At 65.4% G+C, this 20,905-nt stretch carries 21 protein-coding genes and 1 tRNA gene; 13 read left to right on the forward strand and 9 right to left on the reverse strand.

What is annotated here, in order from left to right; all coding sequences use genetic code 11:
* Nucleotides 1-91 precede the first annotated feature (91 nt).
* Genes SH584_RS01830 through SH584_RS01840 form a run of 3 tightly spaced genes read left to right on the forward strand, consistent with a single transcriptional unit; the run spans nucleotide 92 to nucleotide 2,579 of the window.
* Nucleotides 92-1,201 carry a DUF3089 domain-containing protein gene (locus tag SH584_RS01830; protein ID WP_324808089.1) on the forward strand — a complete coding sequence of 370 codons (1,110 nt, stop codon included), beginning with the start codon at nucleotides 92-94 and terminating at the stop codon, nucleotides 1,199-1,201.
* Entirely contained in the window at nucleotides 1,198-1,671 is a 474-nt protein-coding gene (gene ruvX, locus SH584_RS01835; RefSeq protein WP_322841349.1) for a Holliday junction resolvase RuvX, read from the forward strand. Before SH584_RS01830 ends, ruvX begins: the two co-directional genes overlap by 4 nt.
* Nucleotides 1,672-1,682: 11 nt before the next feature.
* Nucleotides 1,683-2,579, forward strand: coding sequence for an aspartate carbamoyltransferase catalytic subunit (locus SH584_RS01840; protein ID WP_324808090.1), 897 nt, complete (start codon nucleotides 1,683-1,685; stop codon nucleotides 2,577-2,579).
* Here SH584_RS01840 and SH584_RS01845 read toward each other — a convergent pair.
* Genes SH584_RS01845 through SH584_RS01855 form a run of 3 tightly spaced genes read right to left on the reverse strand, consistent with a single transcriptional unit; the run spans nucleotide 2,576 to nucleotide 5,443 of the window.
* The gene (locus tag SH584_RS01845; RefSeq protein ID WP_324808092.1) at nucleotides 2,576-3,904 is read right to left on the reverse strand and encodes an SPOR domain-containing protein; all 1,329 of its coding nucleotides are present in this window, start codon (nucleotides 3,902-3,904) and stop codon (nucleotides 2,576-2,578) included. The genes SH584_RS01840 and SH584_RS01845 overlap by 4 nt on opposite strands.
* Nucleotides 3,905-3,926: 22 nt before the next feature.
* A complete protein-coding gene (locus tag SH584_RS01850; protein ID WP_416385140.1) occupies nucleotides 3,927-4,715 on the reverse strand; it encodes a hypothetical protein in 789 nt (262 codons plus the stop codon).
* Nucleotides 4,716-4,729: 14 nt separating this feature from the next.
* Complete coding sequence (locus tag SH584_RS01855) at nucleotides 4,730-5,443, reverse strand: ParA family protein (RefSeq protein WP_322840451.1); 714 nt, start codon at nucleotides 5,441-5,443, stop codon at nucleotides 4,730-4,732.
* Nucleotides 5,444-5,580: 137 nt separating this feature from the next.
* Here SH584_RS01855 and SH584_RS01860 point away from each other — a divergent pair, with 137 nt between their 5' ends.
* The gene (locus SH584_RS01860) at nucleotides 5,581-6,474 is read left to right on the forward strand and encodes an SPOR domain-containing protein (protein WP_324808095.1); all 894 of its coding nucleotides are present in this window, start codon (nucleotides 5,581-5,583) and stop codon (nucleotides 6,472-6,474) included.
* Here the strand turns inward: SH584_RS01860 and serB are convergent.
* A complete protein-coding gene (serB, locus tag SH584_RS01865; protein ID WP_324808097.1) occupies nucleotides 6,471-7,337 on the reverse strand; it encodes a phosphoserine phosphatase SerB in 867 nt (288 codons plus the stop codon). The two genes, SH584_RS01860 and serB, sit on opposite strands and share 4 nt — an antisense overlap.
* Here serB and miaA point away from each other — a divergent pair.
* Nucleotides 7,330-8,259: a tRNA (adenosine(37)-N6)-dimethylallyltransferase MiaA gene (miaA, locus tag SH584_RS01870; protein ID WP_324808099.1), complete on the forward strand. Its 930-nt coding sequence runs from the start codon at nucleotides 7,330-7,332 to the stop codon at nucleotides 8,257-8,259. The two genes, serB and miaA, sit on opposite strands and share 8 nt — an antisense overlap.
* Nucleotides 8,260-8,268: 9 nt before the next feature.
* Entirely contained in the window at nucleotides 8,269-9,234 is a 966-nt protein-coding gene (gene ilvC / locus SH584_RS01875) for a ketol-acid reductoisomerase (RefSeq protein WP_324808101.1), read from the forward strand.
* Here the strand turns inward: ilvC and SH584_RS01880 are convergent.
* Together SH584_RS01880 and mutL are read right to left on the reverse strand one after the other, a co-directional pair.
* Nucleotides 9,231-9,404 carry a hypothetical protein gene (locus SH584_RS01880; protein ID WP_324808103.1) on the reverse strand — a complete coding sequence of 58 codons (174 nt, stop codon included), beginning with the start codon at nucleotides 9,402-9,404 and terminating at the stop codon, nucleotides 9,231-9,233. The two genes, ilvC and SH584_RS01880, sit on opposite strands and share 4 nt — an antisense overlap.
* An 80-nt stretch (nucleotides 9,405-9,484) precedes the next feature.
* Nucleotides 9,485-11,242 carry a DNA mismatch repair endonuclease MutL gene (gene mutL / locus SH584_RS01885; RefSeq protein ID WP_324808105.1) on the reverse strand — a complete coding sequence of 586 codons (1,758 nt, stop codon included), beginning with the start codon at nucleotides 11,240-11,242 and terminating at the stop codon, nucleotides 9,485-9,487.
* A gap of 156 nt (nucleotides 11,243-11,398) precedes the next feature.
* Between mutL and SH584_RS01890 the strand changes: the two genes are divergently transcribed.
* The 7 genes from SH584_RS01890 (at nucleotide 11,399) to SH584_RS01920 (ending at nucleotide 18,815) form a co-directional block, all read left to right on the forward strand.
* A complete protein-coding gene (locus SH584_RS01890) occupies nucleotides 11,399-12,442 on the forward strand; it encodes a rod shape-determining protein (protein WP_322840444.1) in 1,044 nt (347 codons plus the stop codon).
* Between the two features lie 9 nt (nucleotides 12,443-12,451).
* On the forward strand, nucleotides 12,452-13,336 hold the full coding sequence (locus SH584_RS01895; protein WP_324808109.1) for a rod shape-determining protein MreC: 885 nt from the start codon (nucleotides 12,452-12,454) through the stop codon (nucleotides 13,334-13,336).
* Entirely contained in the window at nucleotides 13,336-13,869 is a 534-nt protein-coding gene (gene mreD, locus SH584_RS01900; protein WP_324808111.1) for a rod shape-determining protein MreD, read from the forward strand. Before SH584_RS01895 ends, mreD begins: the two co-directional genes overlap by 1 nt.
* Nucleotides 13,866-15,788, forward strand: coding sequence for a penicillin-binding protein 2 (mrdA, locus tag SH584_RS01905; RefSeq protein WP_324808113.1), 1,923 nt, complete (start codon nucleotides 13,866-13,868; stop codon nucleotides 15,786-15,788). The genes mreD and mrdA overlap by 4 nt, the downstream gene beginning before the upstream one ends.
* Entirely contained in the window at nucleotides 15,785-16,897 is a 1,113-nt protein-coding gene (gene rodA, locus SH584_RS01910; protein WP_324808115.1) for a rod shape-determining protein RodA, read from the forward strand. Before mrdA ends, rodA begins: the two co-directional genes overlap by 4 nt.
* Nucleotides 16,898-16,996: 99 nt before the next feature.
* Nucleotides 16,997-17,072 (forward strand) — tRNA-Lys (locus SH584_RS01915).
* A gap of 93 nt (nucleotides 17,073-17,165) precedes the next feature.
* Nucleotides 17,166-18,815, forward strand: a complete 1,650-nt coding sequence (locus SH584_RS01920; RefSeq protein ID WP_322840439.1) for a DEAD/DEAH box helicase — start codon at nucleotides 17,166-17,168, stop codon at nucleotides 18,813-18,815.
* Here SH584_RS01920 and SH584_RS01925 read toward each other — a convergent pair.
* Genes SH584_RS01925 through gntA form a run of 3 tightly spaced genes read right to left on the reverse strand, consistent with a single transcriptional unit; the run spans nucleotide 18,739 to nucleotide 20,868 of the window.
* Complete coding sequence (locus SH584_RS01925) at nucleotides 18,739-19,608, reverse strand: ATP-grasp fold amidoligase family protein (RefSeq protein ID WP_324808118.1); 870 nt, start codon at nucleotides 19,606-19,608, stop codon at nucleotides 18,739-18,741. The genes SH584_RS01920 and SH584_RS01925 overlap by 77 nt on opposite strands.
* The gene (locus tag SH584_RS01930; protein WP_322840438.1) at nucleotides 19,605-20,186 is read right to left on the reverse strand and encodes an urea carboxylase-associated family protein; all 582 of its coding nucleotides are present in this window, start codon (nucleotides 20,184-20,186) and stop codon (nucleotides 19,605-19,607) included. The genes SH584_RS01925 and SH584_RS01930 overlap by 4 nt, the downstream gene beginning before the upstream one ends.
* A complete protein-coding gene (gene gntA / locus SH584_RS01935) occupies nucleotides 20,176-20,868 on the reverse strand; it encodes a guanitoxin biosynthesis heme-dependent pre-guanitoxin N-hydroxylase GntA (protein WP_322841346.1) in 693 nt (230 codons plus the stop codon). The genes SH584_RS01930 and gntA overlap by 11 nt, the downstream gene beginning before the upstream one ends.
* Between the last annotated feature and the right edge of the window lie 37 nt (nucleotides 20,869-20,905).

Consider the following 20,905-nt stretch of genomic DNA (forward strand, 5'->3'; position numbering starts at 1 on the left):
TGGGTCTGCAATCGGTTGCGAAGGCGGCTAGCAGGGGGAAGGCGGGCCTTCAAGCTTGCCGGTCGCCGCGTCACGCCATAGAGGCCGCGCCATGTGTGCCCGCCGCTTCCTTATCGTCATTGCGCTGCTGACGATCCTCGCCGTCACGGGCGCGTTCGCCATCTTCCAGTTCGGCGATCGCGCCCTCACCAGCATGGCGACACCGTCCGGTCATTTCGAGGCACCGGCGCCCCAGACCGGACCGGATTACCTGGCCGACGCGAGCTGGCTGGCCAAGCCCGGCCTCGCCGACGATCCGTCGCGGTGGGTGCCCGAAGGCGTCGTGTCGACGAGTGAGGCACAGCCTGCCGCGACCTTCTTCGTGCATCCGACTACCTACCTCGAGCGTGACCGCTGGAACGCGCCGCTAGTCACCGGCGGCGAAGCCGCCACGCGCGCCACGCTGTTCGTGCGCAGTCAGGCGAGTGCGTTTAACGCCGTGTCGGACGTGTGGGCGCCGCGCTACCGGCAGGCGGCGTTTGGCGCGTTCCTGCTCACCAACGAAGATGCGACCAAGGCGCTCGACCTCGCCTATGGTGACGTTCTCAAGGCCTTCGATGCGTTCATCGCCGCGCAGGGCGCGACGACCCCGATCATCGTCGCCGGTCACAGCCAGGGATCGCTCCACCTGCTTCGTCTTCTGCGCGACCGACAGGATGCGCTGAAGGGGCGATTAGTTGCGGCCTATGTCGGCGGCTGGCCCGTCTCGACCGCCGCCGATCTGCCCGCGACCGGCCTCATGGCGTGCACCAATGCCGCCGAAGCAGGCTGCCTGCTTAGCTGGCAAAGCTTCGGCGAGCCGGCCAATCCGCAACTCGTCACTGGGGCATGGGTCGGCACCACCGGCCTGACCGGCGCGACGCGCGAGCGCCGCGACATGCTTTGCGTCAATCCGCTCACCGGTACGAAGGACGGGGTGGCTCAACCGTCGGCGAACCTTGGCACCTTACTGCCCGACAGCGCTTTTTCGACCGCTGGTCTCGGCGTCGGGCAGGTCGGCGCGCGCTGCGAGGATGGCTTCCTGCTGATTGGCGGCGCGGTGCCGGAGATGGGGCCATACGTCCTGCCCGGAAACAATTATCACGTTTATGATTACGCCCTTTTCTGGGGATCGATCCGCGCCGACGCGGCGCGGCGACTGGCGGCATGGCGGGCGCGCTGATCACTGCCAACGCCGCGGACTTCGCAAGCGCCATCGGCGCAAGCGGGCGGCTCGCCGGCCTTGACGTCGGGACCCGGACGATTGGCATGGCGACCTGCGATTCGGGATGGAGCTTTGCCACCGCGGCGGGCACGATCAAGCGTACCAAGTTCGGCGCCGATCTTGCCGCGCTAAAGGATTTCGCCACGAGGCACGGCACCGTCGGACTGGTAGTCGGCCTTCCCCTCAACCTCGACGGTAGCGACAGTCCCCGCACCCAGTCGGTTCGGGCCTTCGCCCGCAATCTCGCGCCCACAGGCTTGCCGGTCCTGCTGTGGGATGAGCGCTGGTCCACGGTGGCGGTCGAGCGCGCGATGATCGCCGCCGACATGAGCCGCGCCAAGCGGGCGGAAAAAGTGGATTCCCACGCGGCCGCACACATCCTGCAAGGCGCGATCGACGCGCTGGTCAATCTGCCAGAGGCTCGCTAGCGAACAGGATCATGGACCTGCTTTCGATCGACAGCCTTTCCGACGCCGACATCGCGGTTCTCCTCGACGAGGCCGCGCGCTGGTTCGACTATAATCGGCAGCCCCGGCGGAACGACCATCGGCTCGACGGTCTCACGATCGTAAACGCCTTCTTCGAGAACTCGACGCGGACGTTGCTCAGTTTTGAAATCGCCGCGCACCGCCTCGGCGCGCAGGTCGTGACGATGCAGGTCGAGCACAGCTCGATCAAGAAGGGGGAAACGCTCGACGATACCGCCAGAACGCTCAACGCGATGCGACCCGATGCGCTGGTGATCCGTCACGGCAGTCGCGGCGCGCCGGCCGACGTCGCCCGGCTGATGGACTGCCCGGTGATCAATGCCGGTGATGGGACGGGCGAGCATCCGACCCAGGCGCTGCTCGACGCCGCGACGCTTAGTCGTCACTTCGGCCGGATCGAAGGTCTGACGATCGCGATCTGCGGCGACCTGAAACACAGCCGCGTCGCGCGCTCTAGCGCCGTGCTGCTGAAACGTCTTGGGGCTAACTTACGCTTCGCGGGACCGCCGTCCCTCACCAGCGAGATCGAAGGTGCGGCGAGCATCGACGACGCCGTGGTCGGCGCCGACGCCGTCATGATGCTGCGCGTGCAACGCGAGAGGATGTCGGAGGAATTGGGCGACGGCCCGGGCGAGTATCTCGAGCGCTACGGCCTGACCCGCGACCGTTTTGCCCTCGCCTCCCCCACGGCGGTTGTCATGCATCCCGGTCCGATCAACCGAGGAGTCGAGATCGACGGCGCCCTAGCCGACGATCCCGATCGATCATTGATCGTCACGCAGGTCGAAATGGGTGTGGCGATACGGATGGCCTGCCTCGACCGCCTCACCGCCTCACGTCGCGATTAGCGCTGGGCGAATCGCACCGGCGCGTCGTTGAATGTCGCCCGGACGAAGCAATTGCCCCCTGCTCGCTTGAGCGATCCGCAAAGGGCAATCGCGTCACGCTGGCTGGCGAAGCCCTTTACCGACAGGCGATAGAAGGTGCCCTTCGCCGTCGTGAAGCGAGCCGTCACTGGCTCGTACGAGCGCAGGCTGGGCTGGCGGGCGACGCGGCGGGCCCAGGCGCCGGCCAGCTGTTCGCGCGATGAATAGGCGCCAAGCTGGACGACGGCGCGGCTGTTACCGGCAGTCGGACGGACTGCGACCGCGCTACGCGCCTTGGCCTTTGCAAAGATTTCCCGCGAAAGGGCCGGACGCGCGACTGGCGCACTTTCCACTGGCGCACTGGCCTCGATCACCGGCGCGCTGACGGGTTCCTGCACGGGCGGCGGCTCGACCGTTTCAGCCTGAGCGACCTCGACCGGTGCGGGCGGCGGCAGGTCGACGGTAACCGCGGAGGCGACCTCGACCGGCGGCGCTACGACCGGCGCAGGCGCCGGGACCGGAGCCGCTTCAGCCTGACGAGTGTCGTTGCCCGAAGCATTGAGCGCCAGACGCGTCGGCTGGCCAGGATCACTTGCGACCGGCTGAATTCCAATGAAGGCGGCAACCTGGTCCGAAGGCCGAGCCGGCTTGGCGAGCGCCATCCATTGCTCGAGCCGGGCATCCAACTGGTCTGCGGGAACATCCTGCGCCGCGACAACGCGGGCTTGGGTCCAGTCACCCGCGAGCGCATGGGCGAGTGCCAGATTCTGACGAAGCCGCGCGTCGGCGCCCGGCTGCCGCGCGGAAGCGTCGAGAAGCTGGACGGCAGACGCCGCATCACCCGACAGGGCAAGTGCCAGGCCAAGGTCGGCCGGATCGAGCATCGTTTGGGCGGAGGCGAGCAGCGATGCCGCATCCGGACCCTTGCCAAGGGCGATCTGGACGAGTGCCAACTTCAGTACCTGTTGCGGCTGGTTGTTCACGAGCGTCAGCGATTCGCGGAACGCGGTCTCGGCCGACGAGAATCGACCTGCGGCGAGATAGACGTTGCCGAGAAGCGCGCGGAAGCCGGCGTCGTTCGGGCTATTCGCAACGGCCCGCTCGGCCAGCGACAAGGCCTCGTCCACCTTGTTATCGGCCAACGCGAGTTGTGCGCGGGTGGCCAGGCCGATGTTGGACTTGTCGACCTTGCCGCCGAAGATCGAGGCGCTGCGGACGCCCGATCCGCCGGGGGAAGCACAAGCCGCGACGAGCGCGACCATCGAGGCTGCTGCGAGCTTGGCCCCCAGACGATTGTTCCTCAACATGGCAATTCCCCCCATTTTTGTATCAGCGCGCGGTGCGCGGAGCCTTGCTGGCCATTCCGTCGAGTTCCGGCATGTCTGCCAGCAGCCGGTCGAGCGCTTCGGTCACCAACTGCTGGGCGGACTGACCCGTGACCGCGCAGGCAAGCCGAAGCTTGAGATGGCGGTCGGGATCGAGACGCAACGTGAAGGCGGCCTTTGGCTTGCTGCCAGGTGCTGATCGCGTGCGGCGCGAACGCGCCGGAGCGACCTTGACCGGTTCGACGGCGACCGGGACGTCCGGCGGCAGAACGACCTGCGCCTTGGCGAACGGTGCCAGCGAGACGGGCTCGGCAACCTCTTCCAACTCGAGCGTTTCCTCGACGTCGGCTTCGTCCTCGAACGCCGGCGCATTGACCGACGATTTCGACGTAAGCACCACGTGCGAGCGATCGTCCTCGACCTTCGGGTCGTAGAGTTCGGCGGTCTCGTCGATATATTCGCCGTCCTCGTCCTCTCCGTCCTCGTCGTGCGCAGCGAAGCGCTCGGCGATTTCGGCCTGCTGGTCGTGGACCGGCGATGCGATCGGGGTCAGCGCGCTCAGCGGGTTGCGAAGCGGCTGTTCGCCAACCTCGTTACCGAAGGCGTCATGATCCTGGTCGAGAACGGGGGCGAGAACCGGCTTGGGCGCTTCGAAGCCCATGTCGTTCCAGCCAAGATCCTCGAGCCCTGCGCCAACCTGCCCGAAGCCCTGCGGCCGCATGGCGGGTCGTGCGGCACCCTTACGGGCCAGCAAGCCTGAGGAAAGGGAGGCAAATGCCTTGGGTTCACCCATGACGACCAACTCCCTTACTGGCCGACAACGCGGCGGCCGAAGCCACCCACGGGACGCGGCGAAATCGACGGGGCGGCATTCGGCGCCGCGAACACAGTGCGACGGAAATTCTTTTCAAGCCGATCCGAGATATAATCCCACAGCTCGGTCACTTCGCGTGCCGAACGACCCTTGGGGTCGACTTCCATCACGGTGCGACCGTCGATCATCGATGCGGCGAAATCGGTGCGGTGGTGAAGGGTGACGGGAGCAACGGTGCCGTGCTGCGACAGAGCGACGGCGGCCTCGTAGGTGATCTTGGCTTTCGGGGTCGCCGCGTTGACCACGAAGATCAGCGGCTTGCCGGCGCGATCGCACAGATCGACGGTGGCGCCCACGGCGCGAAGATCGTGCGGGCTGGGACGGGTCGGAATGACGATCAATTCGGCCACGGCGATGACCGACTGGATCGCCATCGTGATGGCGGGCGGCGTATCGATGACGGCTAGGCGGAAGCCTTGCTGGCGAAGAACCTCAAGGTCCGACGCGAGCCGGGCGACGGTTGTCTGCGCAAAGGCCGGCATGTCGTCGGACCGCTCGTTCCACCAGTCGGCGAGCGACCCTTGCGGATCGATGTCGATAAGGCAGACGGGGCCGGCTCCGGCCAGCTGCGCCTGCACCGCAAGATGTCCGGACAGCGTCGTCTTGCCCGACCCACCCTTCTGCGATGCCATTGCCAGAACGCGCATTCTATTCCCCTCGCCAAATGACGCTGATTTCCCTGCCAACTGACAGCAAAGCCCCTAAATATTGGTTAATCCCGGCCCGACCTTGTTGTGCGGCACGAGCGGCGCGCTAGGGTGAGCCGCCGAAGACGGGGAATGAAATGCGGACGAAATTGTTGTGCCTCGCGATCCTCCTCGCTGCCCCGGCGGCGGGGCAAACGGTGCGTGCGGGTATCGACGCCTGGCAAAAGGGCGATGCCAAGGCCGCGGTCGCGATCTGGAAGCCGCTTGCCGACAAGGGTGACCCCGACGCCGCCTTCAATCTCGGCCAGGCCTACCGACTCGGCAAGGGCGTGCCACTCGACCTCGCCCAAGCGCAGGGTTGGCTCGAGCGTGCCGCGCGCAAAAACCATGTCGACGCGCAAACGACCTTGGGATTGCTGCTTTTCCAGAACGGCAATCGCTTCGCGGCGATGCGGTGGCTTCGGCCTGCGGCGACTGCCGGGGAAGCGCGGGCCATGCTGATTTATGGGACCGCACTCTATAATGGGGACGGTGTCCCGGAGGACGAGATCGCCGGCTATGCCTTCATCAGCCGCGCCGCCGCGCAGGGCCTCGGTCCAGCCGCCGCGGCGCTTGCCGATCTCGACCAGACGATGCCGCTGGAAAAACGCAAACAGGGACTTGCCCGCGCCCAGGCGATGATGGCCGTCAAATCGAAGTCGCCGGAGCCGGCAAAGGCAGCACCGAGCCGAAGCGCACATGTCCAGCAGATGACTCCAAAGCCCGTCGCAGCTGGGCCAGTCGTTTCGCAACCGGTGGCCGTCGGCGCACGAGGAAGTTGGCGGATCCAACTTGGCGCATTCAGCCAGAAGCAATCGGCGGAGCGGCTTTTTGGACAGGTGTCGCCGCGCCTGCCCGGCGTCGGCGCGTCTTACGTTCCGGCGGGAAAGATGATCCGGCTGCAGGTCGGACCCTTTTCTTCGCGGGCAGCAGCCTCTTCAGCCTGCGCCCGCCTCACCCCTCAACCCTGTTTCCCGGTCGGCGGACGCTAGACTTCAATCCACTCGGATCGCGGAATACCCTGCGCCCACAGCAGAGCATCGAGCGGGTGATGATCAAGCCTGGCGTCGGCGATGTCGGCAAGGATCGGCTTGGCTCGGTACGCAATGCCGAGGCCTGCTTCCTCGATCATCAAGGCGTCGTTCGCGCCGTCGCCAATCGCCATAACGTCCACAGGCCCAATCCCGCCCTCCTCGCGCGCAGCAATCAATGAGGAACGCTTGAACCCGGCGTCGACGATTCGGCCAGTGACCCGGCCGGTCAGCCTTCCGGCTTCGATGCCGAGCACGTTGGCCTCAACATGCTCGACGCCCAGGATTTCGGCCACCGGCCGGGCGAAGGCTGTGAACCCGCCGGAAACGAGGAGCGTTTTGGCTCCCCACGCCCGCATCGTCCGGACCAGCGTTCCGGCACCAGGATTGGGGCGCACCCTCTCCGCGAGGCACTGGGAAATGATCGCCTCGTCTAGCCCCTTGAGCAGCGCGACACGCTCGCCGAGAGCCCCCGCAAAATCGAGTTCGCCCTTCATGGCGCGCTCGGTGATCGCAGACACCTCCGCCTTGACGCCGGCATAGTCGGCCAACTCGTCGACGCATTCCTGGCCGATCATGGTAGAATCCATATCGGCGATCAGAAGCGATTTTCGCCTCGGGCCGCCGGTATGCATGACGATATCGACTCCTTCCCACCCTTCGTAGGCGGAACGGATCTCGCTAGGTGTCGCATCAAATTCCACGTCAGCAGCATCGCGGCGCTCGACCCATCGCGCCAGCCGCGCTCCCTCGATCCGCGCCAACGCGCCCGCCAGCAGCCTTTCGTCGAGCCGTCCGGCTGCTATCAGTGTGGCAATGGTCACGTCGCGCCCTCCAGTTCTTCTCATTGCCGGTCCCACCGCCAGCGGCAAGTCGGCGCTCGCGCTGGCGGCCGCCGAGCGATGGGACGGCGTCATCGTTAACGCGGATAGCGCACAGCTCTATCGGGACCTGCCGATCCTGTCCGCGGCGCCTGGCAGAGACGATCGTGGCCGCGCCGACCACCGCCTCTACGGCTTCCGCGATGGTGCAGAGCCCTGCTCGGCGGCGGAGTGGGCAGCGCTTGTAAAGCAGGAACTCGCCGACATTCACGACAGGGGTCGTGTGCCCATCCTTGTCGGAGGGACCGGCCTCTACATCCGGACCTTACTCGACGGCATCGCCCCAATCCCGCCGATCGACCCCGCCGTGCGGGCCGAAGTTCGCGGCGCTGGCGTCGCGGAGAACCTTGCCGCGCTTACCTTGCTCGATCCCGTGTCGGCGGCCAGCCTCAATGCTGGGGACACGACCCGAATTGCCCGCGCCCTCGAAGTGGTGAAGTCGACCGGCACCACTATCGGACGGTGGCAGCAGCAGAAAGAAGGCGGCATCGGCGCCACGATCGAGCTTCGACCGATCATCCTCTGCCCTGATCGCGCGTGGCTCAACGCCCGCTGCGACGCGCGGTTCGAAACGATGCTTGAGGTCGGCGCCGTAGAGGAAGTGGAAAAGCTGCGCGCGCGCCACCTCGACCCCCAGTTGCCGGTGATGCGCGCCATCGGAGTTGGCGAAATCGGCGCCTATCTCGATGGTCATCTAGAGCTCGACCAAGCAGTCGCCGCCGGTCAGGCCGCAACACGGCGATATGCCAAGCGGCAATATACGTGGTTCGCGCACCAGCCACCAGCGCACTGGCCGCGATTTGCGGGGCCGCCTGAAGGAGACGGCCTCGAGCGGGCGCTGGCGCACTTAGGGCCGAAGGAGTAGCGCCGTCCGATGGATGCGATCCGCGATCACGACATCGACCCCGCCGCGCTCGCCGACAAGCGCGTTGCCATCGTCGGCTATGGCAATCAGGGGCGAGCACAGGCGCTGAATCTGCGTGATAGCGGCATCGAGGTTGTCGTCGCGCTTCGCGATGGCTCGGAATCGGCCAGCCGCGCGGCCAGCGACGGCGTAGCCACCGCCACCATGATCGACGCGGTGTCGAGCGCCGACCTCACCATGTTGCTCGCCCCCGACGAGACGCTGTCCAGAATATACGAAAGTGTCGTCGGAGCGCTTCGGCCCGGATCGGCGATCGGCTTCAGCCACGGTCTCGCCATTCGCTTCGGCCAGATTGTCCCCCGAGATGACCTCGATGTCATCATGATCGCGCCGAAGGGTCCGGGCACCGCGCTTCGGTCGCTTTATGCGGAAGGCCGCGGCATGGTGGCCCTGTTCGCCATTGCCCAGGACCGGAGCGGACAGGCGGAGCGGCTCTCTTTGGCCTATGGGCGTGCGATCGGTTGCGGGCGCGCCGGCTTGCTTCGCTCGAGCTTTGCCGAGGAATGCGAAGCTGATTTGTTCAATGAGCAGGCCGTCGTGTGGGGGGCAGTACCGGAAATCCTCATCGCGGGCTTCGACACGCTCGTGGAGGCAGGGATTAATCCCGAGGTCGCCTACATGGAATGCGTCGGCGAACTGAAATTGCTCGCGGACCTTATCGAGCGGCGAGGCATCGCCGGGATGCGGGAGGCGATCAGCAACACGGCCGAACTCGGCGCGGTGCTTGGCGGTCCGCGCATCGTCGGCAATGCTGTACGCGCTCGAATGCGGGAAATCTTGTCCGAGATCCGCGCGGGCGAATTTGCCGACGCGCTAAGTGCTGAGGCGGCTAGCGGATATCCGCAACTGAAGGCGGCACGATCGGCCGCGGCCGTGCTGCCGGTGGAAGAGGCGCGGCGACTGATCGAGGATTAGCCGACGATTTGCGGCTGCTCGATTTCGCGATCGCCGATCGAGGCCCGCTCGATGTAGGCTCGTTGCAATCGACGATGGGCTTCCTGCGCCTGCGGATCGGTCGTTTCGAGCGCGCGTTCGGCCTCTTCCGCCGCCCGCCGTGCGAAATAGCTCTTGTCCCGTTCGCTCATCACACTCTCCCGCCGCCGGATGGCCGGTGCCGTTCCGAATAGGGAAAAACCGCTCTTTTCGCAAGCTTGCGCGATATCCTTCAGCGGCGTCCGAACAGTTTCTCAATGTCGGCGTGGGCGAGTTTGACCCATGTCGGCCGCCCGTGGTTGCATTGGCCGCTGTGCGGCGTGACTTCCATCTCACGAAGAAGGGCATTCATTTCCGTCACCGACAGGATGCGTCCCGCGCGAACCGAGCCGTGACACGCCATGGTGGCGGCGACGTGGTCGAGCCGATCGCGAAGCGCAAGCGCTGTTCCGAGTTCGGCGAGTTCACCGGCGAGGTCGTGAAGGAGACCGCTGACGTCGGTCATTCCGAGGGGTGCGGGTGTCGCTCGAACGATCATCGCCGAGGGACCAAACCGCTCGATCTCCAGTCCAAGCCCGGCAAGCTCGGTCGCGGCTGCCTCCAGCCGGTCGCAGTCGGGCTCGTCCATTTCGACGACGTCGGGAAGGAGCAAGGCCTGCCGCGCCACCTCGCCCCCGCGGGCCGCAGCACGCATCCGCTCGAGGACCAGTCTCTCATGCGCGGCATGCTGATCGACAATGACCAATCCGTCTTCCGCCTCGGCAACGATGTAGGTTGCGGCGACCTGCCCCCTCGCCGCCCCTAGCGGAAAACTCGGGACAGGCGCGGTCGCCGGCTCGGCGCGAGCGAGTGGCCGGAAATCGACATGGCGATCCGCGACCGCCGCCGAGGGGACGGCGTCGGGCGACCAAGGTGCGAATGCCGGGGCGAAGGTCGATTGCGGCGGCGGAGCGAGCGGTTCCTGCTGCCAAGCGGCCGGCGCCGCAAATTGCTCTCGCGCGACGCCGCGATGGCCTGCTTCCTCCAGCGCCGCACGCAGGCCCCCGACGATCAGGCCGCGGACGGCAGCAGGATCGCGAAAGCGGACTTCGGTTTTCGCGGGGTGGACATTGATGTCGAGTTCGCCGCTGGGCACGGTCACAAATAGGGCCGCGACCGGATGGCGATCGCGTGGAACGAGGTCGCGGTAAGCCGCCCGCAAGGCCCCCGTCAGCAGGCGATCCTTTACCGGCCGCTCGTTGACGAACAGATATTGCTGGTCCGCCATTCCCCGGTTGAAGGTCGGCAGGCTGATCACTCCGGTCAATCGCAATCCGTCACGGACGCAATCGATGCCGAGGCCGTGCCGCTCCAATTCGTGGCTGAGCAGCGCGGCGACACGCGTCGGCGCGTCCGAAGGCTGCACGCTCAACGTGCGCCGACCGTCATGGTCGACGCTGAAGCCGACATCGGGACGCGCCATTGCCAAGCGCTTCACCACATCGAGGCAGGCGGCATATTCGGCGCGGGGCGATCGGAGAAACTTGCGCCGGGCCGGGACCTTGTCGAATAGGCCTTCGACCCGGACCGTGGTTCCAGGCGGGACGGCTACCGGCCCCTCGCCCGCCGGTTCTCCGTGATCAACGACGATCCGCCACCCCTCGCCCTCGACTGTCCGGCTCGTCACGGACAAACGCGCGACGCTGGCGATCGACGGAAGCGCTTCGCCGCGGAAACCGAAGCTCGCCACGTCCTCGATCCGGTCGTCGGGGAGCTTGGAGGTCGCGTGCCGCTCGAGGGCCAAGGCCATCTCGGATGGCGCCATGCCCGACCCGTTGTCGGCCACCTCCACGAGGTCCAGACCACCCGCCGCCAATCGAATCCCGACCATCGAGGCACCGGCGTCCAGCGCGTTTTCGACGACTTCCTTCAACGCACTGGCTGGCCGCTCCACCACCTCACCGGCAGCGATACGATTGATGAGGTCCGAGGGCAGCCTTCTTATTGACATGTTAACGGTCCTAGCCCAATCGAAAGGCTCCTGCGAAGCGGTGAATTTTGCACGCAATTCATGTCGTTTTCACAAGGGCTTGGACAAGGATAATTATATCGCGCCGGGTGGGCGGTGCGACGATCTTCACACGATAGAGCGAGAGACGGGGAAAGCATGTTCTGGACGCGCTGGTTCAAATGGATGTCGCACGACATGGCGATCGACTTGGGCACCGCCAATACGTTGGTGTATGTTCGCGGCCGGGGCATCGTCCTCAACGAGCCGTCGGTCGTCGCGATCGAGACCATCAACGGCGTCAAGAAGGTCAAGGCGGTCGGTGACGACGCCAAGCTGATGATGGGCAAGACCCCCGATCAGATCGAGGCGATCCGTCCGCTACGCGATGGCGTCATCGCCGACATCGATGTCGCCGAGCAGATGATCAAGCACTTCATTCACAAGGTTCATGGCGGCAAGATGCGCGCCTGGCGCTTCCCGGAGATCGTGATCTGCGTGCCATCCGGCTCGACCAGCGTCGAACGCCGCGCGATCCGCGACGCGGCCTCGAATGCCGGCGCCAGCGCGGTCTTTCTGATTGAGGAGCCGATGGCCGCCGCGATCGGCGCCGACATGCCCGTGACCCAACCGATCGGATCGATGGTCGTCGACATTGGCGGCGGCACGACTGAAGTCGCCGTGCTCTCGCTTCGCGGCCTAGCCTACACCACTTCGGTGCGCGTCGGCGGGGACAAGATGGACGAGGCGATCTCGTCCTACGTCCGCCGCAACCACAATTTGCTGATCGGCGAAGCGACGGCCGAGCGGATCAAGAAGGAAGTCGGCATCGCCAAGCCGCCCGTCGATGGCATCGGTAAGACCGTGCACATCAAGGGCCGCGATCTCGTCAACGGCGTGCCCAAGGAGATCTCGATCAATCAGGGCCAGATCGCCGAAGCGCTGAGCGAGCCTGTTGGCACGATCGTCGAAGGAGTTCGTATCGCGCTGGAGAATACTGCTCCTGAGCTTGCCGCCGACATTTGTGACCAGGGCATTGTCCTTACCGGGGGCGGCGCGCTGCTTCAGGGTCTCGACGAAGTTCTCCGCGACGAAACCGGCCTGCCGGTGACGGTCGCCGAGGACCCGTTGACCTGCGTCGCGCTTGGAACGGGCCGCGCGCTCGAAGAAGAGCAGTTCCGCGGCGTCCTCCAGACGGCGTAGCGGTTCGCGATGGCAGCCTCGGCGGGACCGCGCCCGGGCTGGTCGCGGCGTGCACAATATAGCCTGTTCTTCAGCTTTCTGGCGGTGCTCGCCGGGCTGATCGTCGGTCTGGCGATGCTGATCCTGTCGATCGCTGCGCCGCAGAGCTATTCGGCGGTCCGCGGAGCCGCACTCGACGTCACCGCGCCGATTACCGGCGCGCTCGACGAGGTGACGACGACCGTCGCGGGCCTCAGCAATGGCGCCGGCGACTATTGGGACGCGATCGATCAGAACGGCCAGCTGAAACGCGAGCGAACGGTCATGATGCGCCGAATGGTCGAGGCGCGCGCGATCCTCGAAGAGAACCGCCAACTCAAGTCGGCGCTCGGGCTTCGCGATCAGCTTCCGGAGTCGGTCGCGACCGCGCGGGTCGTCGGATCGTCGTTCGAAAGTCCGCGCCGGTTCGCGGTAATCACGGCTGGGTCGAACGACGGCGTCTCGATCGGAATGCCCGTCCGGGCCGCGGAAGGCCTGATTGGTCGAGTGGTTGATTCGGGACGGATCGCCAGTCGGGTTCTTTTGGTCAGCGATCGCGCGAACATCGTCCCCGCCCGAATCCTTCGCGGCGGCCAGCCGGTGATCTCGACCGGGCGCGGCGACGGGACGATCGATGTTCGGCCGTTGGAGGTCGGGCGCAATCCTTTCAAACCCGGCGATATCATCGTCACCTCCGGCACCGGTGGGCTCTATCCTCCGCTCGTCCCGATTGGAAAAGTGATCCGGCTGGACGATGACGGCGCCGTGGCGATCCCGATCGCCGATCCATCCAAGGTCAGTTTCGCCGTCATTCAGCGGCCTTACCAACCGGCGGCGCTGGCCGCCGCCGCCGCGCCCGACCCCGAGGCGCCCTGATGGTCCGCTCCGCGCTCGGCAACCGCGGTGGCACCGGACCGCTCGCGAAGGGGCCGCGAGCCTTCGCGGCCTATTACCCTGCGGCGACCGTCGTGGCGGGTTCGATGATGTCGCTCCTGCCGATCGTCTCGCACTCCGGCTGGTGGCCCGATTGGGGCCTGCTGATGCTGGTCGCATGGCGCCTTCTTCGCGCCGATCCCTTCCCCGCGTGGTGGGCGGCGCCACTCGGCTTCGTGAACGACCTGATCGTCGGGAATCCCATCGGCCTGTCGGTGGCGCTATGGGCCGCGATCATGGTCGCGATGGATATCCTCGACCGTCGGACGATGTGGCGGGACTATTGGATCGAATGGGCGATTGCCTGCCTGTTTATCGCGCTCGACGAACTGGCGCAGTGGCAGGTCGCCGCGCTTCTCGGTGCGCCGGTCCCGATGCGTCTCTCGACTACTCCCGCCATCATCCTCTCGATCCTGTGCTTTCCGATCGTGGCCTTCCTCGCCGCGCGGATTGATCGGTGGAGGCTGGGCCGATGAAGGGCGGACGCTTCACCAACGTTCACCAGTCGATGACCTTCACCCGGCGGATGACCATCGTCGGCGGGGTCCAGGCCGCGTTCGGGTCGTTGTTGATCGCTCGGCTCGGCTACCTGTCGGTCAACCAGAACGAGCATTACCAGCTGTTGTCCGAAAGCAACCGCGTCCAGTTGATCGTCGTCCCGCCCCGCCGCGGCTGGATCGTCGATCGGGGCGGCAAGCCGATCGCGATCAATCGCTCCGACTTTCGCATCGACATCATCCCCGACCAGCTTGAAAAGCCAACCGAAACGCTTCGCCTGCTGACCAGCCTGCTCGCGCTGAGCGCAGATGACGTCGACCGGATCATCAAGGAACTGAAGGCGGCCAAGGGCTACCAGCCGGTGCAGGTCGCCGAGAACGTACCCTACGACCAATATGCGGCCGTGACGGTCCGTCTCCCGGAGATGCCGGGCGTCCAGCCGATGCGCGGCTTTTCCCGCTTCTACCCGACCGGACCGGCAGTGGGACATCTTGTCGGATATGTCGGCGCCGCCTCTGCGAAGGATTACGAAGAGGAAAAGAATCCCCTCCTGATCACACCGGGTTTCAAGATCGGTAAAGAAGGCCTTGAAAAGACCCTCGAAAAGAGTCTTCGTGGCGCACCCGGTGGTCAGCGCGTCGAACTCACCGCGCGAGGCAAGCTCGTCCGCGAATTGACGCCGAAGCCCGACAAGTCCGGATCCACCATCCGCCTGTCGATCAATGCCGACCTTCAGGAATTTGCGGCACGACGTTTGGGCGAAGAGTCTGGCAGTTGCACCGTCATCGACTGTTTGACGGGCGACATTCTTTGCATGGCGTCGATGCCTGCCTACGATCCGAACAGTTTCTCCGACGGGATCGGATCGACCGAGTGGCGAATGCTGTCCCAGGACGAGCGGCATCCGCTTAATAACAAGATCCTTTCGGCGCTTTACCCTCCGGGTTCGACGATCAAGCCGATGAATGGGCTGGCACTGATGGCGCATGGCATCGACCCGGACGAAACTGTCCATTGTCCAGGCGGCTATCGGCTCGGCAACCGCTTCTTCCGCTGCCTCGGGCGTCACGGGTCGGTGAACATGCGCCGTGCCATCGCGAAAAGCTGCAACACCTATTTCTACGCAATGGGCAACCGCATCGGCTACGACAACATCGCGCCGATGGCCAGGCGCCTCGGGCTCGGCCAGAAGTTCGACCTGCCGGTCGCCAGCCAGAGCTTCGGTACGGTGCCCGACAGCGCATGGAAGCGGCGGCGGTTCGAAACGACCAAGCGGCTAATCGAGCGTCCGGACTGGACGTCGTCGGACACGCTCAACGCCTCGATCGGTCAGGGTTTCCTGATCGTCAATCCACTGCAATTGGCCGTCATGTCGGCGCGCATCGCGTCGGGCCGCGACTTGCAGCCGGGCCTTGTCGGGGTGCGGACGAAACCTGCCCCGCTCCTCGGCATTCCCCAGGAACATCTCGACGCAGTGCGCGGCGGGATGTGGGAAGTCGTCAACGGCGACGGAACCGCGGGCGCGAGCCGGCTGCAACTCCCCGGAATTGAGATGGGCGGCAAGACGGGCACCGCGCAGGTACGCAAGATCGCCGGTTCCCAGAGGGGCCAGTCGGGCGAATGGAAGTATCGCGATCACGGCCTGTTCGTCTGTTTCGCGCCGACCAGCAACCCGCGATACGCCGCCTCGGTCGTGATCGAGCATGGGATGGGCGGCTCGCGCGCCGCGGCGCCGGTCGCGAAGGACGTGCTGACCTTCCTGTTCGACCGCGACAAAGCAATGGCCTCGCTTACGGCACTGGAAACGCAGTGGGGCGGAACGCTCGCCCAGCGAACCGCGCGACGCCAGTCCGAATTCGAAGCCTTGTCCAAGGCGGCGTTGAGCCAGTCGGCATGATCAGCTCGGCCATCATTCCACAGCCACTCGCCCGCCTTCCTTGGCGGCTGATCTGGCTGGTCGCGCTGATCTGCACGATCGGCGTCGTCACGCTCTATTCCGCGGCGGGTGGATCGATGTCGCCGTGGGCGGTCAAGCAGGGCGTCACGATTCTCGGCTTCGCCGCTGTCTCGATCGCGATCAGCTACATCCCCGAAAGCTTCATCAAGCAAACGACCTTCCCTGCCTATCTCGCGATCGTGGTGATGCTCGTGATCGTCGAAATGGTTGGATTCGTCGGCAAGGGCGCCCAGCGCTGGATCGACCTTGGCTTCATCCGGCTGCAGCCTTCGGAGTTCATGAAACCCGCGATCGTGCTGACGCTGGCACGCTTCTATGAGCTCCTGCCCGCTGGCGACGTCCGCAAGTGGCGAGGTCTATGGCCCGCAGCCGCGCTGGTGCTGGTCCCGTTCGCGCTCATCCTCGTCCAGCCCGACCTCGGCACCGCGACCATGGTACTCCTTGGCGGGATCACCGTCATGTTCATCGCCGGACTGCCGATGTGGTATTTCGTGTCCGCCGGCGCCGCGCTCGCGGCCGCACTTCCGGTCGTGTATGCGATGATGCACGGCTATCAGCGCAAGCGAGTGCTCATCTTCCTCGATCCCGAGAGCGATCCGCTCGGCGCCGGCTACCATATCAGCCAGTCAAAGATCGCGATCGGTTCGGGTGGAATCTGGGGCAAGGGCTATCTCAACGGCAGCCAGAGCCACCTCGACTATCTTCCCGAAGGTCACACCGACTTCGTGTTCGCGACCTTTGTTGAGGAATGGGGCCTCGTTGGCGGCGTCTTGCTGATTGCCGCCTTCTTCCTGGTTATTCGGTGGGGAATGAGCGTCAGCAAAAAAGCGAAGACGCGCTACGGCCAGCTGAGCGCGGCCGGCCTGACCGCGACGATCTTCTTTTACGTCTCGATCAACCTGATGATGGTGATGGGCTTGGCGCCCGTCGTCGGTATCCCGCTTCCGCTCGTCAGCTTCGGCGGCTCGGCAGTGATGACGGTCATGATCTGCCTGGGGCTGCTGATGTCGCTCGAACGGCAGGCGCGAACACGATCGACGCTGCAATAGGAAATTTAGCGCAGACGGTGGTTGCGCGGTTCCCAAAGCCTTGTTAGATGCCCGCCCGCGCCCCCGCCACATCGGCGGCGACCAGCGCACTCCCCATGGGGACGCATAGCTCAGTTGGTAGAGCAGCTGACTCTTAATCAGCGGGTCCTAGGTTCGAGCCCTAGTGCGTCCACCATCCTCCTTCGTTTCTCGCATATCAGCCGGGACGGTGCAGGCCGGAAGAGGCTTGCGCTATCGTTTGTTCGATATTGCGCCTAAGGGCCGCAGAATGTCCCATCCCCAGATTCCCCCCACGCTCGCCCGCGCGCTCGATGCGCGTGGCTATGAAACATTGACCGAAGTGCAGTCGGCCGCCGTCGCGCCGGAAGCCGCAGACCGCGACCTGATCGTGTCGGCCCGCACCGGCTCGGGCAAGACGGTCGCCTTCGGCCTCGCCATGGCGCACCAAATGCTCGAAGGCGACAAGATGCCGTGGGCGCGCGTTCCGCTCGGCCTGATCATCGCGCCGACCCGCGAGTTGGCGCTTCAAGTCAGCAAGGAGCTCGAGTGGCTCTATGCCGACGCGGGCGCGCGCGTCGTCAATTGCGTCGGCGGCATGGACCCGATGAAGGAGCGCCGCGCGCTCGCCGGGGGGGCGCACATCGTCGTCGGGACGCCGGGCCGGCTCCGCGATCATCTCGAACGCGGTGCGCTCGACCTTTCGGGACTGCGCGTCGCCGTGCTCGATGAAGCCGACGAGATGCTCGACATGGGCTTTCGCGAAGAGCTCGAGGAGATCCTCGACGCGACCCCTGCCGAGCGTCGCACTTTGCTATTCTCCGCCACCATGCCGCGACCGATCGTCGCGCTGGCGCGGCGCTACCAGAAGGACGCGCTGCGGATCGAAACGCTGGGCGACAACAAGGGCCATGGCGATATCGCCTATCAGGCCGTCGCTGTGTCGCCGCCCGACATCGAGCATGCCGTGGTCAACCTGCTCCGCTTCCATGAGGCCGAAACGGCGATCCTTTTCTGCGCCACGCGCGACGCGGTCCGGCGCCTGCATGCGAGCCTGATCGAACGCGGGTTCCATGCCGTGGCACTCTCGGGCGAGCATAGTCAGAGCGAACGCAATCATGCGCTTCAGGCGCTTCGGGATCAGCGCGCTCGCGTGTGCGTGGCGACCGACGTCGCCGCGCGCGGCATCGACCTGCCGTCGGTCAGCCTCGTCATCCACGTCGAACTTCCGCGCGATGCCGAGGCGCTGCAGCATCGCTCCGGCCGGACGGGGCGCGCGGGGCGCAAGGGAACTGCCATTCTCGTCGTCCCCTTCCCTGCCCGTCGCCGGGTCGAAGGCATGTTGCGCGGCGCGCGGATCGAGGCGGAATGGATCACTCCGCCAACCCCGTCGCAGATCGCCGAGCGCGACCGCGCCCGCTTGATGGAAGGGCTGAACGCGCCCGCCGAACCGGACGAGGAAGCACTGGAACTGGCGGGCCGCCTAATGGCCGAGATGACTCCGGACGCCATCGCGCTCGCCTTGGCGAAATCGCTGAGGGCCAGCATGCCGGCGCCCGAGGACATCATCGAGCAAGCCGATCGTCCGGCGGGGCCAGGGCAACATGCCCAGCGTGCCGGGTTCGACGGATCGACGTGGTTTAGGATGAATGCAGGCCGCCGCCACCGGGCCGACCCGCGGTGGTTGCTTCCGCTGATCTGCCGCTACGGACACGTCAATCGCAACGATATCGGCGCGATCCGCATCGCCGCGGACGAAAGCTATTTCGAGGTTTCGGCTCGCGCGGCGCCGGGCTTCGTCAAGGCGTTGAAGCGCGCCCAGTTCCCAGACGCCGACGGCCTCGTCATCGAGCCGTCGGGAGGGCGGCCGCCACCTCCGGCACCGGGTCCACGGCGCAAGGGCCCGCCGCCGCGGCGCTGACTTGAGGATGCTGCGCGCTCCAAAGATCGCCCAGCATCCGGTCGAGCGAAAGGGGCCGGAACGGGTCCAGACCCGATCCGGGAAACAGGCAGAATTCTCCAAATTTTGCCTGCCCGCCGATATCGTAGAAATCGACCCGTAGAAAGTCCTGGCCACCTGCCAGCCGGCTCGCTGCGTCGATCATCGCGTCGAGCGAAGGCGGAGGCGCCTGCTCAAAGGCGTTGGCTGACAAGGGCCGCCACTCGGTCGTCAATTGGCTCCACCGATGATCGGCGCCGCGTCCCTGATGCACCTGCACCATCACGACGCGGCCACCGAACACGTAGAATTTATAATCGGTCGGGAGGGCGTCGGTTTCGCTGATGAACGGTTCAACGATCAACGACCGGTCGGCCAGTTCATAATGCCATTCGTCCAGCCATCTGCCGTATGCATGGTTCAGCCAATGCGGCGAAATCGCCCGGGCCTTCTCCCAATCATCCGCAGTTCGGACCACGGTGAATTGGTTACAGCCATGATTGGCCTTCACGATCAGCGGCAGCGGGGCCGGCGGATGCTCGGGAAGCAGCATGCCCTGCCACACGGTCGGAATGAGGAATTCTTCGGGCAATACGCTAGTGGCAACCCTCTTGGCATGAGCCTTATCCGTCAACCGAGCCAAACCCACGTCGCGATCGAACAGCTTTCGCCACTGTACCCACTCGGTGAAAAGTTGGGGTCGGTTGAGAGCCGGCCAGCGTCCGTGTCTCCATCGATAGGCGGTGGCAACGCGAACCCGTGCCGCGAGACTCAACCGATCTCCCAGTAAATCGGCTTGAACGATCCATTGTTCGATTGCGGGGCCGAGCAAGCGGTCAGGCCGATCACCAGATCCATGTCCGCCTCGAAGACGATCCGGTCGCCGGCCTTCGACAGCGGCGGAAGAACGCGGACGATGCCGGTCTCGCCGTCGACCGGCACGTTCATGAAGATGTTGAACGCAGTCGGGATTTGGTCGGGACCGATCCCATGCGAATCGAGTGCCGCGGCGAGATTGCCGAAACAGCCGCGATGCGGATGCTCGTCGCCATAAATGATCCTGAACATCTCGGCCGAACAGGGCGTCAGCAGAAAGTCGTGTCGCCCCACGTCATCCTCGACGATCCGCAGCATGACGTTCGAGCGGTTCGAATAGAGCGGATCACCCTTCGACAGGTAGATCCGGCTGGCGTAGTCGATCGATCGTCCCGAGGAGATTGCCTCACCGTGCTCTGCGCGATTGAACGCGACCAGGTCGGCCACCTGCTCGCCTTCGGGATCAATCACCGTCAGCCGCTGCCCCTTGTCGAGCGTGAACGCCACGCCCGAGCGTGGCGCGATTTTATGCGGCATCGCGCGAACCCCGACCGGAGAATGGACATTGCCAGTCAGGCCCGACCGCGCGGCCGCTATACTGGCGGGCTGCGGAGATCGTGCCATGTCCCGCCAGCATCGGGTTGGGCTCACCGGCGAGCGCGACGTCGCGGTCGATAATCGTATCGCGAAGCCGCTCGTAGCGCCCCTCGGCGCGCAAACGCTCAAACTGATCGTGGAGATTGAACACCATCGCCGGCACCGCAAACCGACGCGCTGGGCGGCTGGCCTGTGGGTGAAGACCGACGACAAAGAACGCTTCTCCGCCGAAACTCATCGCAAAATGAGGATCGTCGGGATCGTTGGCGACGCGCGGGTCGGGCTTCTTTCCCAACCATTCGTCCTTGTCGCTCAGTGACTGGAGGCGCTTCCACAGGCCGCGCTCGAAATCACCTTCGTTGTCGGGAATTCCCGTCTCGAACATCACGACGAGCGAACGGAACAGGTCCGGCGCCCGCGAATAGTCGGCGGCGATCCCATGCAGTGCCGGGAGGATGCGAAGGTCGTCCCATGCAGAACCGAAGTCGCGGCCGACGACGAAGCGCATTCCGCCGCGGTTGAGCGCTGCCTTGGCGCCGACGCACGGAAAACTGCGATCTTCGACAAAGCTTCGGAACCGCTTCGCCAGCGGGTGGTCTCGATTATCGGGGGAGGAGGTCATGTCCCGCAACAAACCGCGCTCGGGCCATAAGGTTGCG

The organism is Sphingomonas sp. LY29, from assembly GCF_035593985.1.
In the GTDB taxonomy this organism is placed as follows: domain Bacteria; phylum Pseudomonadota; class Alphaproteobacteria; order Sphingomonadales; family Sphingomonadaceae; genus Sphingomicrobium.

What these genes read in the sequence shown, in the direction of transcription:
- SH584_RS01830 (WP_324808089.1), top strand. Translation starts at nt 92, where the DNA reads ATGTGTGCCCGCCGCTTCCTTATCGTCATTGCGCTGCTGACGATCCTC.
- SH584_RS01840 (WP_324808090.1), top strand. Translation starts at nt 1,683, where the DNA reads ATGGACCTGCTTTCGATCGACAGCCTTTCCGACGCCGACATCGCGGTT.
- SH584_RS01845 (WP_324808092.1), bottom strand. Translation starts at nt 3,904, where the DNA reads ATGTTGAGGAACAATCGTCTGGGGGCCAAGCTCGCAGCAGCCTCGATG.
- SH584_RS01850 (WP_416385140.1), bottom strand. Translation starts at nt 4,715, where the DNA reads ATGGGTGAACCCAAGGCATTTGCCTCCCTTTCCTCAGGCTTGCTGGCC.
- SH584_RS01855 (WP_322840451.1), bottom strand. Translation starts at nt 5,443, where the DNA reads ATGCGCGTTCTGGCAATGGCATCGCAGAAGGGTGGGTCGGGCAAGACG.
- SH584_RS01860 (WP_324808095.1), top strand. Translation starts at nt 5,581, where the DNA reads ATGCGGACGAAATTGTTGTGCCTCGCGATCCTCCTCGCTGCCCCGGCG.
- miaA (WP_324808099.1), top strand. Translation starts at nt 7,330, where the DNA reads ATGGTCACGTCGCGCCCTCCAGTTCTTCTCATTGCCGGTCCCACCGCC.
- ilvC (WP_324808101.1), top strand. Translation starts at nt 8,269, where the DNA reads ATGGATGCGATCCGCGATCACGACATCGACCCCGCCGCGCTCGCCGAC.
- SH584_RS01880 (WP_324808103.1), bottom strand. Translation starts at nt 9,404, where the DNA reads ATGAGCGAACGGGACAAGAGCTATTTCGCACGGCGGGCGGCGGAAGAG.
- mutL (WP_324808105.1), bottom strand. Translation starts at nt 11,242, where the DNA reads ATGTCAATAAGAAGGCTGCCCTCGGACCTCATCAATCGTATCGCTGCC.
- SH584_RS01890 (WP_322840444.1), top strand. Translation starts at nt 11,399, where the DNA reads ATGTTCTGGACGCGCTGGTTCAAATGGATGTCGCACGACATGGCGATC.
- SH584_RS01895 (WP_324808109.1), top strand. Translation starts at nt 12,452, where the DNA reads ATGGCAGCCTCGGCGGGACCGCGCCCGGGCTGGTCGCGGCGTGCACAA.
- mreD (WP_324808111.1), top strand. Translation starts at nt 13,336, where the DNA reads ATGGTCCGCTCCGCGCTCGGCAACCGCGGTGGCACCGGACCGCTCGCG.
- mrdA (WP_324808113.1), top strand. Translation starts at nt 13,866, where the DNA reads ATGAAGGGCGGACGCTTCACCAACGTTCACCAGTCGATGACCTTCACC.
- rodA (WP_324808115.1), top strand. Translation starts at nt 15,785, where the DNA reads ATGATCAGCTCGGCCATCATTCCACAGCCACTCGCCCGCCTTCCTTGG.
- SH584_RS01920 (WP_322840439.1), top strand. Translation starts at nt 17,166, where the DNA reads ATGTCCCATCCCCAGATTCCCCCCACGCTCGCCCGCGCGCTCGATGCG.
- SH584_RS01930 (WP_322840438.1), bottom strand. Translation starts at nt 20,186, where the DNA reads ATGCCGCATAAAATCGCGCCACGCTCGGGCGTGGCGTTCACGCTCGAC.
- gntA (WP_322841346.1), bottom strand. Translation starts at nt 20,868, where the DNA reads ATGACCTCCTCCCCCGATAATCGAGACCACCCGCTGGCGAAGCGGTTC.